Origin of the sequence: Actinomadura sp. NPDC049382, assembly GCF_040677125.1 — a bacterium.
In the GTDB taxonomy this organism is placed as follows: domain Bacteria; phylum Actinomycetota; class Actinomycetes; order Streptosporangiales; family Streptosporangiaceae; genus Spirillospora; species Spirillospora geliboluensis.
Map to the genome: position 1 here is coordinate 161,371 of NZ_JBFARO010000004.1, position 14,758 is coordinate 176,128.

Annotated in this window: 11 protein-coding genes; all 11 read left to right on the forward strand. The window is 70.2% G+C overall.

Translation table 11 applies throughout. The features are described 5' to 3' along the window. Positions 1 to 130: 130 nt before the first annotated feature. The 11 genes from AB0K34_RS04480 to AB0K34_RS04530 all read left to right on the forward strand — a co-directional run bounded on the left by AB0K34_RS04480 (position 131) and on the right by AB0K34_RS04530 (position 14,723). Positions 131 to 307, forward strand: coding sequence for an FxLD family lanthipeptide (locus AB0K34_RS04480; RefSeq protein ID WP_364545425.1), 177 nt, complete (start codon positions 131 to 133; stop codon positions 305 to 307). 82 nt (positions 308 to 389) lie between these two features. After that, the gene (locus tag AB0K34_RS04485) at positions 390 to 3,473 is read left to right on the forward strand and encodes a lantibiotic dehydratase (protein ID WP_364545428.1); all 3,084 of its coding nucleotides are present in this window, start codon (positions 390 to 392) and stop codon (positions 3,471 to 3,473) included. After that, positions 3,470 to 4,738 (forward strand): lanthionine synthetase C family protein, encoded by a 1,269-nt coding sequence (locus AB0K34_RS04490; RefSeq protein ID WP_364545431.1) that lies wholly within the window; start codon positions 3,470 to 3,472, stop codon positions 4,736 to 4,738. Before AB0K34_RS04485 ends, AB0K34_RS04490 begins: the two co-directional genes overlap by 4 nt. 26 nt (positions 4,739 to 4,764) lie before the next feature. Continuing rightward, the gene (gene fxlM, locus AB0K34_RS04495; protein ID WP_364545434.1) at positions 4,765 to 6,888 is read left to right on the forward strand and encodes a methyltransferase, FxLD system; all 2,124 of its coding nucleotides are present in this window, start codon (positions 4,765 to 4,767) and stop codon (positions 6,886 to 6,888) included. 176 nt (positions 6,889 to 7,064) lie between these two features. Next, the gene (locus AB0K34_RS04500) at positions 7,065 to 8,042 is read left to right on the forward strand and encodes a hypothetical protein (protein ID WP_364545437.1); all 978 of its coding nucleotides are present in this window, start codon (positions 7,065 to 7,067) and stop codon (positions 8,040 to 8,042) included. A gap of 233 nt (positions 8,043 to 8,275) precedes the next feature. Continuing rightward, complete coding sequence (locus AB0K34_RS04505; RefSeq protein WP_364545440.1) at positions 8,276 to 8,668, forward strand: ATP-binding protein; 393 nt, start codon at positions 8,276 to 8,278, stop codon at positions 8,666 to 8,668. A gap of 809 nt (positions 8,669 to 9,477) precedes the next feature. After that, positions 9,478 to 10,437 (forward strand): MarR family transcriptional regulator, encoded by a 960-nt coding sequence (locus AB0K34_RS04510; RefSeq protein ID WP_364545443.1) that lies wholly within the window; start codon positions 9,478 to 9,480, stop codon positions 10,435 to 10,437. A 90-nt stretch (positions 10,438 to 10,527) separates the two neighbouring features. Continuing rightward, the gene (locus AB0K34_RS04515) at positions 10,528 to 11,763 is read left to right on the forward strand and encodes an AAA family ATPase (RefSeq protein WP_364545446.1); all 1,236 of its coding nucleotides are present in this window, start codon (positions 10,528 to 10,530) and stop codon (positions 11,761 to 11,763) included. A 57-nt stretch (positions 11,764 to 11,820) separates the two neighbouring features. Further along, positions 11,821 to 13,749: a hypothetical protein gene (locus tag AB0K34_RS04520; protein ID WP_364545449.1), complete on the forward strand. Its 1,929-nt coding sequence runs from the start codon at positions 11,821 to 11,823 to the stop codon at positions 13,747 to 13,749. Between the two features lie 165 nt (positions 13,750 to 13,914). After that, the gene (locus AB0K34_RS04525; protein ID WP_364545452.1) at positions 13,915 to 14,292 is read left to right on the forward strand and encodes a hypothetical protein; all 378 of its coding nucleotides are present in this window, start codon (positions 13,915 to 13,917) and stop codon (positions 14,290 to 14,292) included. Further along, complete coding sequence (locus AB0K34_RS04530) at positions 14,289 to 14,723, forward strand: hypothetical protein (protein ID WP_364545455.1); 435 nt, start codon at positions 14,289 to 14,291, stop codon at positions 14,721 to 14,723. Before AB0K34_RS04525 ends, AB0K34_RS04530 begins: the two co-directional genes overlap by 4 nt. Positions 14,724 to 14,758 lie beyond the last annotated feature (35 nt).

The following is a 14,758-nucleotide window of genomic DNA, read 5'->3' on the forward strand; positions in this document are numbered from 1 at the left end:
TCGCCGGATCCACCGCGCTTAACGTCGCACTGCGTTGCCCAGCGGCTACTGAGCAGCGGCCGTCACCGGTCGTCAGCGGCATCGGGCGCGTGTAACTACCGAGCGTTCCACCGAACGGAAGGACCAGCAGATGAGCCACAGCACGATGGAGCCCCTCCCGTCCGCCGGGCAGACGGCGCACGAGGACCCGTTCGACCTGGACATCCGGATCCTCGAGTCCAGCGACGCCGCCGCCTCCCTGATCAACCTGACGGACGACAACTGCGGCAGCTCGTGCCCCAAGGCCTGCGCCACCAACGTCGGCTGAAGCCGGCGCACCGGCGCCGGGGAGTTCAGGCTCTCGGCGATACCTGGGCGAAGGCATGGATGTTCGGGCGAGGAGGGGCACCGTGGATGGCCGGTTGTATCGATGCGACGACTCTGCGTTCCTGCGTGCCGCCGCGTTGACGGAACTACCGGTGCCAGCGTGCCCTGATCTCTCCGTGGACTCTCCGAAACACGTCGCCCACTGGCTCACGTGGCTGCGGAATGTCTGGACGATCGACGCGGTCACCGACGCGATCGGCCATGCCAGCCCCGCGCTCGCACAGGAAGTGCAAACGATATTTGCAGCGGAGGCCCCCGATGCCCGACGGATACGGCGGGCAGCGTCGTCTGTGGCTCGATATCTCCTGCGGATGACGGGCCGGGCCACCCCCTTCGGCCTGTTCGCCGGGGTGGCCCCGGCATCGTTCGGCAAGAGGCTGACCTGGCGCTGGGGCGATCACCACCGCGTTGTCGCGCGCCCCACCGGGGCCTGGCTGGCGGACGTGATCATGCAGTTGGAATCGTGCCCGGAACTCTTCCTACGACTCCACTTAGTGACCAACGCCCCTTGCGTTCAACGCGGCGATCGATTGATCGTGCCTTATCCGTCTGGGAACCATGACCGGGATCGCCCTCCTACAGCCGAGGTCTCAGTTCGACACACGACAGCAGTCCAGTTGGCCGTCGAAGCTGCCCGGTCGCCGATTCGGTGCGACGAACTCGCCGCGAAACTCGCCGCGGAGTTTCCTTCGGTGTCGTTGCCGTCGATCGCCGGGATGCTGGCTGACCTTGTGAAACAGCGCGTCCTGATCACCAGCCTCCGTCCGGCTTCCACGGTCGTCGACGTGCTCGGGCATGTGATCGGACAGCTCGACGCCGCCCCGGTGGACGACATTCCGCAGGCAAGGGACCAACTGGCTCGGCTACGCCAAATCCAGGATGAACTCACGCGGCACAACGCCACTGCCGAACCTGCGACCAGGCGACGCACGCGGACCGATGTCACGTCCCGGATGAGGGATCTCAGCGCCGAGCCCGCCCCGCCGATTGCCTTGGACCTGCATCTCGACAGCCGCCTCGTTCTGCCTCGCCACGTCGCACGCGAGGCTGAAGCCGCAGCTTCCGTGCTCGCCCGGTTGACCGCCCATCCGCACGGAACACGGGCATGGCAGACCTACCACACCCGCTTCTTCGAGCGTTATGGCATCGGCACGCTCGTGCCCGTCCTGGAATTGGTGAATCCCGACGTCGGGCTCGGGCTCCCGGCCGGATATCTGGGCGCTGCGACCCAGCCTCGTCCGCGAGTGTCCGAGCGGGATGAGCGAATGGTGGCGCTGGCGCAGGCCGCCGTCCTCGACGGACATGACGAGGTCGTCCTCGACGAGCGGGCGCTCGAACAGCTTGCGTCGGACGAAACGCCTCAATGGCCGGCCCACCTGGAGATGTCCTTTCAGTTGCGTGCGGCATCGGTGATAGCGGCAAACGACGGTGACTTCTCCCTCGCCGTCACCGGAATCTCCCGAGGCGCGGCCACCATGACTGGCCGGTTCATCGGCACGCTCTGCTACGCCGACCGAGCACCTGTCAGGCGCGCGTTCGAGAAGCTTCCAACGCAAGAGGCCGATGCGCTGCCTGTCCAGCTCTCGTTCGCCCCGCTCAACGAAAGCGCTGGAAACGTCAGCCGCGTCCCCGAGTTGCTGCCGTACGTCGTCAGCCTGGCCGAGCACCCGACGGGAGCCAGCACACACGTTCCCTTGGACGACCTTGCGGTCGGCTGCGACGGTAAACGGCTCTACTTGACCTCCAGGAGTCTGGGGCGGCGTGTTGAACCGGTGGTGCCGCATGCTCTCGACCTACGAGCGCACACACCACCGATCGCCCGTTTCCTCGCGGAGATCAGCAGAGCACAGACCGCCGTGGTCACAGGATTCGACTGGGGCTCGGCCGGTTGCCTGCCGTTCCTGCCACGGATTCGATACCGACGCACGATCCTCTCGCCGGCGCGCTGGACCCTCGATGCGGCGGATCTCCCTGCGGAAGACGTCCCGTGGCCACAGTGGAGAGCCGCCTTCCAGCGGTGGAGCGCCCGTCGGCGGCTTCCTCGCGCGGTTCTGCTGGTGCAAGGGGATCGCCGGCTGCCGCTGGACTTCGCTGACGGAGGCCAACTCGCGCTGCTCCGTGCCAGCCTGCGGACGGCGAGGAGGGTGGTCCTCGAAGAAGCCGCAGAATCCGATGCCTACGGATGGTGCGACGGACGCGCCCACGAAATCGTCGTCCAACTGACGACCACCCGCGCCGCGGAGGCGCGCCAGCCCATCGGCGTTCAGGTGGCCGGACGCGGCGATGGGCATGTGCCTGGAGCATCGGCCTGGCTGCTCGCCAAGTTGTACGGGTCTCCAGACCACCAGTCGGAACTGATAGCCCGGCACTTTCCCGCCCTTCTTGCCGCTTGGGATGAGCAGCCCGGCTGGTGGTTCATCCGCTACCACGCCCCTGAGCCGCACGTACGCCTCCGGATCACCTTGTCCGACGCGTCGGAGTTCGGGCAGGCTGCCGCCCGCGTAGGTACGTGGGCGCAGCAACTTCGACGCCTTGGCCTTCTGCGTGACGTCGAGTTCGCCACCTACTATCCCGAGACCGGACGTTGGGGAGCCGGACCGTTGATGGCGGCGGCAGAGGCCGTGTTCAGCGCCGACTCGCACGCTGTCATAACCCAGCTCACCGAACGGTCCGGAGCCCACCCTCAAGCCCTCACGGCTGCCCAGTTCCTGGCGATAGCCATCGCTTTCACGGGCAGTGCGGAACTTGGGGCGTCATGGGCGGCGCGGCACGCGACGGCCAAGGCCCCTATGCCGATACCTCGCGACGTCCTGAACGAAGCCGTGTGCCTGGCCGACCCGACGGACGACTGGGCGAGGTTGCGTGCGCTTCCCGGCGGCCGAGCCATCGTGGACGCATGGAGATCTCGGGAACGGGCGTTGGCGGCGTACGGCGCTCTTCTCCACGAGACCGAAAGCGTCGATCCTGACACCGTCCTTGCGTCGCTGCTGCACGCTCACCACATGCGGGCTGTTGGGCTCGATCCCGACGATGAACGCGCTTCCCTTCGGCTTGCCCGCGCTGCCGCCCAAGCGTGGACGGCTCGCCGTGTGAGGGGACAAGGATGACGCCGCTGAATAGGGAGGCGGCCCAAGCCGCAGCCGACGGCATCGCTGAGCGGCTCTCCTCACCTTCCGTCGTCCGCTCTATGGGACTGCGTGGCGGGTGGTGGCCCCAGTCCCTTGCGGTCGGTGCGGCCGGTATCGCGCTGCTGCACATCGAACGCGCCTACGCGGGGCTGGGACCGTGGCAGCGGGCCCACGAGTGGCTCGACGCCGCGGCGGTCGACGGTGTCGACGGGGGCAACGGCTCCCACCTGCACTACGGAGCACCGGCGGTCGCGTTCGCCCTGCACGCGGCCAGCAGTGAACTCGGCAGGTATGCCCGCGCCCTGGAGACCCTCGACCGCCACATCGCCGCTGAGACGCGTCGCCGCCTGGACGCCGCGCACGCGCGCATGGACGCCGGCCAGCTTCCCGCCTTGGCCGAATTCGACGCCATCCGTGGTCTGACAGGTATCGGCGGGTACCTGCGACAGCGCGATACGAACGGCCAGCTACTCGGCGAGATCCTGACCTACCTCGTTCGGCTCACGGAACCCGTTCACGATCCCGCCGAGCCGCTGCCCGGCTGGTGGACCACCCTCGCGCCCTCGGGACGCCTCTCCGCCGAGTTCCCGGGCGGGCACGCGAACACCGGCATGGCGCACGGGATCGCCGGCCCACTCGCGTTACTCGCGCTGACGATGAGAGACGGCAACGCCGTGGACGGTCAGGCCGAAGCCATCATCCGCATCTGCACCTGGCTCGACCGATGGCGACAGGACGACGCCTCCCGCCCCTGGTGGCCCTACTGGGTCACTCGTGCGCAGCTGAGCGGCGCTCAGCCGACTCCGTCGAGGCCGTCGCGTCCATCCTGGTGCTACGGAACCGCAGGCGTAGCGCGTGCACAGCAGTTGGCTGCCCTCGCCGTCGGTGACCAGGAGCGCCGGGAGATGGCTGAACGCGCCATTGTCGGCGCCCTAATGGATCCACTACAGCTCGCCGCGATAACCGATGCATCGCTGTGCCATGGCCATGCGGGCCTGTCACATATCGCGAGCCGTTGTGCAGCCGACGCGAGTATCCCCATGTCGAGATCCCAACCGTCGCCGCTGCAAGCGCTGATCGAGGGCGACACCGATGCGGAACAACTCGCCGCGGAACTCCTCCGGCCACCAGGTGGATGCTTCGGATTCCTCGAAGGGGCCGCAGGCGTTGCTCTCGCCCTCCACGCAGCATCGTCCGGCTCGCCGCCCGTCTCAGGCTGGGACTCATGCCTACTGATCGCCTGAGCAGGACCATTGAGGAAGGAATGACCATGGACACCGGCGACTGGCCGCAGGTCGTCATCGACTTCCCCGACTGGCGTACGGCCGAGAACACCGCGGTGAACGTCCTGCTCCCCGCATTGACCGGTGCAGAAGAACACGGCCTGATCCGCCGCTGGTTCTTCATCCGCAAAGCACCGTCCTGGCGAGTTCGCTACCTCCCCGCCGACGATTCCGTCCGGACCTACTTCACGGACGTTCTGAATCGTGCGACATCGGAGAGCCGGCTCTCCGGCTGGAGGACGGGCATCTACGAGCCTGAATCAGTCGCGTTCGGCGGCGAGGCCGGCATGCGAGTCGCTCACGAGCTGTTCCATCACGACAGCCGCCATGTCCTCACGCACCTGGCGCGACCGCCGGCCAGCCGGACCTTGGGCTGCCGGGAGTTGGGCGTCCTGCTGTGCAGCGTGCTGATGCGCGCCGCTGGACAAGACTGGTACGAGCAAGGAGACGTCTGGAGACGCGTCGCCCGGCAACGTCCCATCCGGCTCGACCGCTCCCCGTCCCCGCAGTTGAGGACAGCCGTGCGCAAGCTCATGACCGTCGACGTCGGGCCAGGCAGCGACCTCGTTAGCGGAGGTCCTCTCGCCGACATCGCCCCCTGGATCTCGGTCTTCGAGCAGGCAGGACGACGGCTGGCCGAACTCGCCGGGCGTGGAGCACTCGAACGTGGGCTGCGAGCCGTCCTGGCCCACCACGTGATCTTCCAGTGGAACCGCCTTGGCCTGCCCTACACCGATCAGCACACACTGGCCCTACTGACAAGCGAGGTAGTCATGGGAACCCTGCACGACGGCGCGTCAACGCCAGGCGCGGACGGCGGCGACCCTAGTGTCCCCGAGGTGGACACCCAGACCCGCCGAACGCCCGACCTCAGCGAGGAAACCGCGACCCGTCTGCGGAACGCCCTCGTCGACAAGCTGCGCGACGAGGGGACGGTGCGCAGCGAGCGGGTCGAGGCCGCTCTCCGCGCCGTTCCCCGGCACGCGTTCGTTCCCGGCGTTCCGCTTGAGCAGGCCTACGCCGACGATGCCGTCTACACCAAGCAGGACGGCGCCGGCGTCTCGATCAGCGCCGCGTCCCAGCCGACGGTCGTCGCGATGATGCTCGAGCAGCTCCAGCCGGCACCCGGTCAGCGCGTCCTCGAGCTCGGAGCCGGTACGGGATACAACGCGGCTCTCCTGGCGCACCTGGTAGGTGACGAAGGCCGGGTCACCACGATCGACGTTGACGACGACATCGTCACTGGCGCCCGGAACGGCCTCGCCGCCGCCGGAACCAAGAACGTCCAGGTCCTCCTCGCCGACGGCGCGCTCGGCCATCCCGAAGGGGCACCCTACGAGCGGATCATCGCCACAGTCGGAGCGGGTGACCTGCCCCTGCCGTGGCTGGACCAACTCGCCCCCGGCGGCCGGCTCGTCGTCCCGCTGCGACTGCGCGGAGGCGTATCCCGTTCGATCGCCTTCGATCATGGCAGCGACGACGGGCGCTGGCTGAGCCGCAACAGCCTGTTGTGCACGTTCATGCCCCTGCGGGGCATCGCCGACGATGCGCGCCGCATCATTCGGCTGACCGCTGACGGAACGGTGTGCCTTCACACCAACCGTGAGCAGGCCGTGGACGAGTCGTTGCTGAGCGGCGTCCTGGAGACCTCGCGCAGCGAGGCATGGACAGGAGTGCTGTTCAGGGCAGACGAATCATTCGAGTGGCTCGACCTTTGGCTCACCTGCGTCATGGACAACGCGTTGAGCCGGATGCCAGTCGAGCAGGTGGCGATCGACGAAGGCCTGGTTCGCCCCCAGTTCGGCTGGGGCGCTATGGCGGTGGTCGACAAGGGCGACCTCGCGTATCTCACCCTCCGTCCGCAGGATCCGGACGCCCCGAGCGGCAACCGCCGGATGTACGAGGTCGGGGTCATCGGTCACGGCCCGACCGGAGGCGCTCTGACCGACCGTGTGGCGGATGCCATCGGTACTTGGAACCAGGACTACCGATCCCGTCCCGTCGAGTTCGAGATCGCGCCGGTCGAAGCGGCGGCGCAGGCGGTGGAGCCGGTACCGGGCCGGTTCGTTTTCGAGCGTCCGAACACGCGCCTCACCATCACTTGGCAATGACACCCGCGCTGAGTCGGGCTGCACGTGCGTTCCCTCTCGTCGCTCGCCCCAGGCCAGCGTGCCAGCCGCTTGAGGAACGAATCTGTGAGGTCACGGGCTTCGCGCGAACCGCAACCGGAGCGGCTGACGCCGCTGATCGGCTCGCGGCGGCTGCGGCAGCACAGAACCGTGCGGCCTTGATCGCCAGCGACTGCGGCATGCCCGAACTGGCCGGCTCCCTGTGCCGACAGCAGTTCGAGCTGTTCATGTGCGCTCGGCCGTTGACCGCACGAACGGCAAGATACGCGCTGGAACCCCTCGTCAATCTCTCACGGCTCCGGATGCGTGCTGGAAATCCGGAGGCGGCCTGTAACCAGCTCGGAGAGTTGTATCGAGCCGTCCGGATGAGGGAACCCGCAAGGATCGACGGCCGGGAGCTTCCGCTCGGTGAGCTGACCGGTTCGGGGGACGAGCACCGCGATCTGTGCCAATGGTTATGGGGCGTCGTGCTCGCCGACGGCATCCGCGCCCTGGTCACGGCGGGCAGGTGGGAACAGGCGGCCGCATTCGCGCAGCAGCATCGGGGTGTAGGCCGTCGACTCCTAGACGGACGGCAGGCCGCCATCATCACTCAGGCGCTCGGCGGAGACCCGGAGGCAGCGTTGGCGACCCTCGAACAAAGCACGGCCCCCGAGGCGTGGGAACAGGCCGTGGCGGCGTGCCTGACCATGTTCTGCTTGCATGCTGCCGGACACCCGCCGAGGGCCGCAGACACGACTCCGGTTGAGGAATACCTGGACCTGGAGCCGAATCCGGCACTTGCGACCTTCCGTGTCCGCATGGCCCTTAATGCGGTCTGCCTCTGTGGCGGTGAAGCGCCCACTCATGGTGAACCAATAGTCAGTCGGATCGTGAGTGAGGTTCTGGACGTCGAGGACGGCTACGTTGCGCGAGACCTCCTACGGCATCACGATCTCAAGGGAAGGCTCACCGCAGCTCAACAGGCACACCTTGCCTCAACTGTGCAGTCTGCTGGCCTTGGCCGAGGTGTCATACCAGAACCACTGAGTACCGAACTCTCCGCAGCGGCCGAAGAGAGTAGGCGCGCTACGACAGAAATTCTCCATAGAGCGAAGCTGCCCAGCTCCTCTAAAGAGGCGCCCCTTCTTCACTGAACCCTGTTCCCCGCCTGACTAACGGCGGTAGTCGACACTTGACCTGGCGTGAGAGGTGCTCATTAATGGCGCTGTCAATCACGTCATTCGGTTGCGTGCCGTATTCGGCGCAGCTGAAGAAGGGAACGGGGAAAGTGGAAAACGGAACCTGGGGCTTGCGTTCTCCCGGTGAATGGCTGCGGGGTTCGGAGCCGATGCGGTGGCGTCGTGTCTACCCCGGTCGGCTCGATCAGGTGCGTGTGGCGCGGGTGTTCGCGGCGACGCTGTTCGAGGGGACCGGGCGAGAGGAGGACGTGGCCGTGGTGGTGGCCGAACTGTCCACGAACGCGGTCCGGCACTCGCGGTCGGGCACCGACCGGGGCTGGTTCGGCCTGGAGGTCACGCTGTCCGAGATCGCCTACATCGCGGTGACCGACCTGGGCGGGGGCTGCGTGCCCACGATCCGGTCGGAGACGCCGGGGTGCGAGCCGCGGGTGGGCGGCTACGGCCTGCTCACCGTCTCCAAGCTGGCCCTGGCAACGGGGGTGCACGGCAGCTCCGAGGACGGCTTCACCGTGTGGGCCGACATGGACCTGCGCCGCCCCGCCCAGAACGGCCCGGGCCAGCAGGTGACGCTGGCGTCGTAGGGAGGGCCCAGCCTGTCGGTAGCAGGCTGGCCCCTCAGGGACAGCGTAGAAGACGCTCCTCGTACCGGAGCCCCCGTCCCGCAGGCCCGCATGAGCGGGTCTACGGGACGGGGTCGACGCGATTCTGAACCGGCTCGAGCGCGGTGAATGCTCGGCCTCGTAGGGGTCCCGCCTTCTCGGACTTCTTTTCGGGGTTCTTTTCGATCTTCTTTTCGGGGTTCTGTTTATGAACAGAAGGTGCTGCTAGCGGCGTCTGGGCAGGTCGCAGCGGGTGGTGCATATTCTGTTGGCGGCCCCGACTCGTCACCAGGACGACCCCTGGTAATAGCTTGCGATGTGGGCCTGGTTCTTATCCGGCCTCTACCTATCTCCTCTGGTCGGTTTGCCGTCCCTCTCTCCCATCGATGCACCGGCTGTATGCCGGCCCGCCGGCGGCGGCTCGGCGCTGGGCCCTTCGCGCCCGAGGCGCGAGGTCGCCGTCGCCCGACGAGTCGAAAAGGCGAGAGAGGTGCGAAACGCCTCGCATGGGGTGCCGTCGGGCCGCGCCGCCGCGCCTTTTGGCGCGCGGGACCCCGAAAAGGCGCGCGCGTGATGAGGTGCCCGGGTGTGAATTGGTGCAAATCTGCTTTACCGTCGGGTGGGTTTAGCGGGCGTGGGCGTGAATGGTTAGGTTGTTCAGCCGTTGAGGTGACTAAAAATGTGGCCGAAGGTGCTTGCCTAGTGGCGCGGCATCGAGAAATGGTCGAGCTCCCGATGAACGGGAACGGCGCCGGAATTCCGGTCGCCGGTCACATCGAATGGGAGTCGAAATGGCCGCGAAGAGCATCACCGAAAATGGCGCCGCCGGGAACGGCGTCACGGGCAACGAGAACGCCGGGAACGGTGCCGCCGCTATCACGGGCGGGGCGCGCCCGTCCGGTGCGGCTGGGGACGTGTGGGACGCGCTGACGGGCAACCCGGGTGCGACCGTGACCGCGCTGGCCGAGGCGTCGGGTGTCAGCCGCGCCACCGTCACGCGGACGCTGACCACCCTGGAGGGTGACGGGCGCGCCGCCCGGACGCGCGGCGGTCGGGACGGCGGCAAGCGCCTGCCCGACACCTGGCACGCTGTCACGGCCACCATCACCGATGACACCCCGGCCACCGACCACACGCCGGACGCGCCCGCCCCGGACGCGCCGACCGGTGACGCGGACGCCACCACCGACGCGCCGACCCCCGCCCCCGCCGCCGAGGACGCCACCGCGCCGGACGCGCCGACCGCCGACGACACCGCCACAGGTGAGGACGCACCGACCGAGACGGACACGGCCACCGCCGGGGACGCGCCCGCCACCGCCGGGGACGCCGGGGCGGGGATGGACGCGGCGGCGGTGGCCGAGGCGCAGGACGCGCTGACCGCCCTGCAGGACGCCATCGGGGCGGCGTTGACCGCACTGGACGCCGGGGACGGTTTGGCGGCGCTGTCGGCGGCCGAGGGCGCCTACAGCGGGTCGGGGTTGGTGCGGCGGCTGGTGCGCGCCGCCGCCAACGGGCGCCCGCGTACCGCGTCGGGTGCGCCGCGTTCGGCGCCGGGTGAGATGCGGGCAAAGGTCGCCGCGCACCTGACCGGCCACCGGGGTGTGGCGTTCACCCCGCACGAGATCGCCAAGGTGATCGGGCACTCGGCCGGTGCGGTGTCCAACGCCCTGGACCGCCTCACCGAGGCCGGTGAGGCCGAGCTGGTGTGCGACCGGCCCCGCCGGTTCACCGCCGCCACCGCCCGCTGATACCGCGCTGACCGCCACACGTGGGGGCGGGCCACTGCCACCGCCCGCCCCCGGCGTCCCGACCACCCGCACATCGCTAGGAGCCATGCCATGACCACCGTTCCCACCACCACCTCGACCCCCGCCACCAGCCCGACCGGCAGCAACCCGGCCACGAGCCCCGCCGTCCCGGCGCCCGGCGGCACCGGTCGCCTCGGGTCGGGTGAGTTGCGCCGCAGGGTTGCCGCGATCCTGATTGACAGCCCGAGGGCGGCGTTCACGCCGGGTGAGATCGCCCGGAACCTGGGCCGGTCGGCCGGTGCGGTCGGTAACGCGCTGACCGTGCTGGCCGACCGTGGGCAGGCCGACCTGGTGGCCACCGGGCCGCGCCGCTACCGGGCCACCGCCACCACCGGCGACGCCCTCAACGGCGGCGCGCCCGCCGCCCCGATCGCGCGTCGCCCCGCCACCCCCGCGCCGAAGGTCGCACCCGCGCCGACGTCCGGCACGTCGGGCGCCTCGGGGGCGTCCAGGAAGGGCGAGAAGGCGCCGGTGGGGCCGGTGGTGCGGCCGAACGGTCAGACCTACCACCCGCGCCGGTTGGCGGACCTGCCGGACGTGGCGGCGCTGCAGCGGCTGCGTGAGGCGTCCATCCCGGCCCTGCTGTACGGGCCGCCCGGGACGGGGAAGACGTCCCTGGTCGAGGCGGCGTTCCCGGACCTGATCACGATTGCCGGGGACGGGGACACCGCCGTCGCCGATTTCGTGGGCGAGTACACCCAGGCGCCCGGCGGCGGTTATGAGTTCGTCTACGGGCCGCTGATCACCGCGATGACCGAGGGCCGCGCCCTGCTCATCGACGACGCCACCCTCATCTCGCCGAAGGTGCTCGCGGTGGTGTACCCGGCGATGGACGGGCGGCGGCAGATCACCGTCAAGGCGCACAAGGGCGAGACGATCACCGCCGCCGAGGGTTTCTACGTGGTCGCCGGTCACAACCCCGGCGTTCACGGCGCCGTGCTCACCGAGGCGCTGGCGTCCCGGTTCGCCGCGCAAATCCGGGTGTCGACCGACTACGACCTCGCGCGGACGTTGGACATCGAACCGCGTGCCGTGCGCGTCGCGCGCAACCTGGCCCGCCGTCAGGAATCCGGCGAGATCGGATGGGCGCCGCAACTTCGCGAACTGATCGCCTTCCAAAAGGTGTCCGGGGTCCTGGGCCCTGACGCGGCGGTGGCCAACCTTCTCGGCATCGCCCCCGAAGAGGACCGCGACGTGGTCGCCGAGGTCGTGTCCGCCGTCTACGGGCGCGCCGTCGCCCCGCTGGCCCTCGGCCAGCAGATCTGACCCGCACCCGCCCGCACATCACCGCACCGCGTCCGCACGCACCCGCACGGAGGAACCATGGCAACGCACGTCATCCCCACCCCCGCCCCCGCCGCGCCGTCCGGCGCCGGAACGGCCACCACCGCCCCCTCCTCACCCGCCCCGGTTCCGGCGCCCGCACCGGCGCCGGTGACCGGGTTGGGCGGGGAATGGCTGCGACTGTCGGCGGCGTTCACCGACGCCGTCACCGACCTCACCGACCGGGAAGACCTCACCGTGCAGTGCGCGCCCGGCCTCGGGCGGGGCGCGCCCGGTTGTTTCGTCCCGGCCCTGGCCACCATCGAACTCGACGGGACTCACCTGCGTCTGGACCCGGCCATGTGCGACCCGTCCTGGCCCGCCGACCGGGACCGCTACCCGGCCCTGTGGGGCGTGCTGACGCATGAGGCGGCGCACGCCACTCACACCCGCTGGTCGGTGCCGGACGGTGCGCCCGCAGCCGCAGCCGATGCCGCGATGGCGCTGGAAGAGTCGCGGATCGAGGCGGCGCAGGTACGCCGCCGCCCCGCCGACCGCCGCTGGCTGCGCGCCTCGGCCACCAGCCTCATCCTGGACGACTTCACTACCCCGCCCACCGCCGCACCCACCACCCCGCCCGCCCCCGGCGCGCCCGCGCCGTCCGGTGGCGCCCCGACTGGCGCCCCGTCCGGCACCTCGTCTGGCGCCTCGGCGGGTGCACCGGCGACCGCGCCGCCGGTGACGACACCGCACGCGGCGATGACGCCGTGGAACGCCGGACGCGCCGCCGCGCTGATCCTGGCCCGCACCGACGCCGGAATCCTCGAACCAGATGAAACCAGGCCTCTGGCCGAGGCCGTCCTCGACGTCCTGGGGCCGACCCGGTTGAGTGCGCTGGCCGCGCTGTGGCACCGCGCGCATGCCACCGCCGACGACGACGCCGAGGCGATGATGGACCTGGGGCGGCGCTGGTGCCGGATTCTGGACGTCAACCCCGACCGCCCCGCACCGCCCCCGCCACCCGGAACACCGGGCGCCTCCGGCGACCCGTCGCCGCTGGCCGAGGCGCTGGGCGCGACCATGGTGGCCGTGCACGCGGCCGCCGCCACCTCGGCCACCGGCGCGCCCGGCCCCGACGACCCGGCGGAGAAGCGGCGGCAGGAGAAGGACGCCCGCGAGGCGGCCGAGCGGGCCGCGCGGCGCGTGTTCGGCGCCAGCACCGCGCCGACCACGGCGCGCGGACGGACCGCGATCACCGGCACCCGCCCGCCCACCTCTGGTGAGCAGGCCGCCGCCCGGCGCCTGGCCCGCCGGTTGCGCGCCGCCGCGCACCGCGACCGCGTCACCACCACCCACACCTCACCCACCCCGCCCGGACGCCTGTCGATGCGGGGCGCGCTGGCCGTCGACGCCCAGCGCGCCGCCGGAACCGTCCCGACCGCCGAACCGTTCACCCGCACCACCCGCCGCCATGTGCCCGCGCCGCCGCTGCGGGTCGGCATCGCCTGCGACGTGTCCGGTTCCATGAACACCCTGGCCGCGCCGGTGGCATCGGCCGCGTGGATCATGGCCCGCGCCGCCGGACACATTCCCGACGCCGCCTCGGCCACCGTCATCTTCGGCGCCAACGTCCGCCCGATCGTCCACCCCGGACACACCCCCAGCACCGTGACCGAGTTCGCCGCCCGCGATCCGCGCGAAGACTTCGTCAAGGCCGTCGACGCCCTTGACTCCGCCCTCGACCTCACCCGCCCCGGCGCCGCCCGCCTGCTGGTCATCGTCTCCGACGGCATTTTCAAAGACGACCAGCCCACCGACGGCCAGAAACGCATCGACCGACTCACCACCGCCGGATGCGCCGTGCTGTGGCTGTCGATGACGGCCAAAACCCGCGCCATGAACGGCGCGCACCTGGTCACCCTGACCGACCCCACCACAGCCGCCGACACCATCGCCACCGCCGCCGCCCGCGCCCTCCGCAACGCGTAACCACCCGCGCCCGGTGCGCCCCCGGCAGGGGCGCACCGGGCCCGCAGCCGTACCCGCCAACCCGCTGCCACGCGCCCCGTGACCGCCTGGCCTGGATGGAAGACGGCGGCGCTGGCATAGCCAAGAGAGCTCCAACACCGGCAGGAGAGCCGCACTGTGAACCGCATGGAGTCCTACATTCGTGACCGCCATGACGACGCCCACCAGCGGCGTTGCGAGGCAGAGGCGAAGATGCTCGCCGGCCTCGACGAAGGAGAGGACATCGCCGCCGCCGTTGCTGTTGTCGCCGCCGCCCGCGCCACCGCGTCCTGGTGGGACGAGCCGGTCACCGACATCGACCACGAGGGCCTGGACCCCGTCGAGGCGCTGTGGCGCGCCCGCGAGTCTGCCCGCCGTGCGCTGACCGACCACAGCATCCCGCGCCACGCCGACCCGTTCGCCCAAGGCTTCGCCGTCGCCTTCATCGAGGCCGCCCGCACCTTCTACCGCGACACCGCGCACCTGGACGCCCTCACCACCCGCACCGAAAGGACCCACGCGTGAGCAACCTTTCAGCAGCCGTCACCCAGCCTGAGGCGACCGGCGCCTGCCTGGTCTTTGAGTTGTGCGCCCTCATCGACGCCACCGCCAAACTCGACGGGAAGCCCCGTGACCGGCTGCAGGCCGTGCAGGAGGTGGTCGCGGTCGCCTACCGCGTCGCTGAGGCGGCCGAGCCGATCCTGGACAACGAGGCCGCGCTGCTCACCGCCCTGTGCGAGGCCGCGACGGCCCGCCCGCCGATCCCCGAGTCCTGCCCTGGCTGCCAGAAGATGGACGGTGGCCGGTGCGGACACCACGCCGGAAGCACCGATGTTGCCGAGACCTACCACGAACTCGGCCACGCCCTCAGCGGCCCCGCCTACGGCCCCTCCTGCGGCCCTTCCCGCCCTGACGGCCTGGCGCCGACAGCCGCCGCCGACCGGCCCTCACGATGACCAACTGACGAAGAGGCGTGATGACCGCGCCCCCA

Bases quoted from the DNA above. Each gene is read 5' to 3' on its own strand.
- AB0K34_RS04480 (WP_364545425.1), top strand. From the start codon at position 131: ATGAGCCACAGCACGATGGAGCCCCTCCCGTCCGCCGGGCAGACGGCG.
- AB0K34_RS04520 (WP_364545449.1), top strand. From the start codon at position 11,821: ATGGCAACGCACGTCATCCCCACCCCCGCCCCCGCCGCGCCGTCCGGC.
- AB0K34_RS04525 (WP_364545452.1), top strand. From the start codon at position 13,915: ATGGAGTCCTACATTCGTGACCGCCATGACGACGCCCACCAGCGGCGT.
- AB0K34_RS04515 (WP_364545446.1), top strand. From the start codon at position 10,528: ATGACCACCGTTCCCACCACCACCTCGACCCCCGCCACCAGCCCGACC.
- fxlM (WP_364545434.1), top strand. From the start codon at position 4,765: ATGGACACCGGCGACTGGCCGCAGGTCGTCATCGACTTCCCCGACTGG.
- AB0K34_RS04490 (WP_364545431.1), top strand. From the start codon at position 3,470: ATGACGCCGCTGAATAGGGAGGCGGCCCAAGCCGCAGCCGACGGCATC.
- AB0K34_RS04510 (WP_364545443.1), top strand. From the start codon at position 9,478: ATGGCCGCGAAGAGCATCACCGAAAATGGCGCCGCCGGGAACGGCGTC.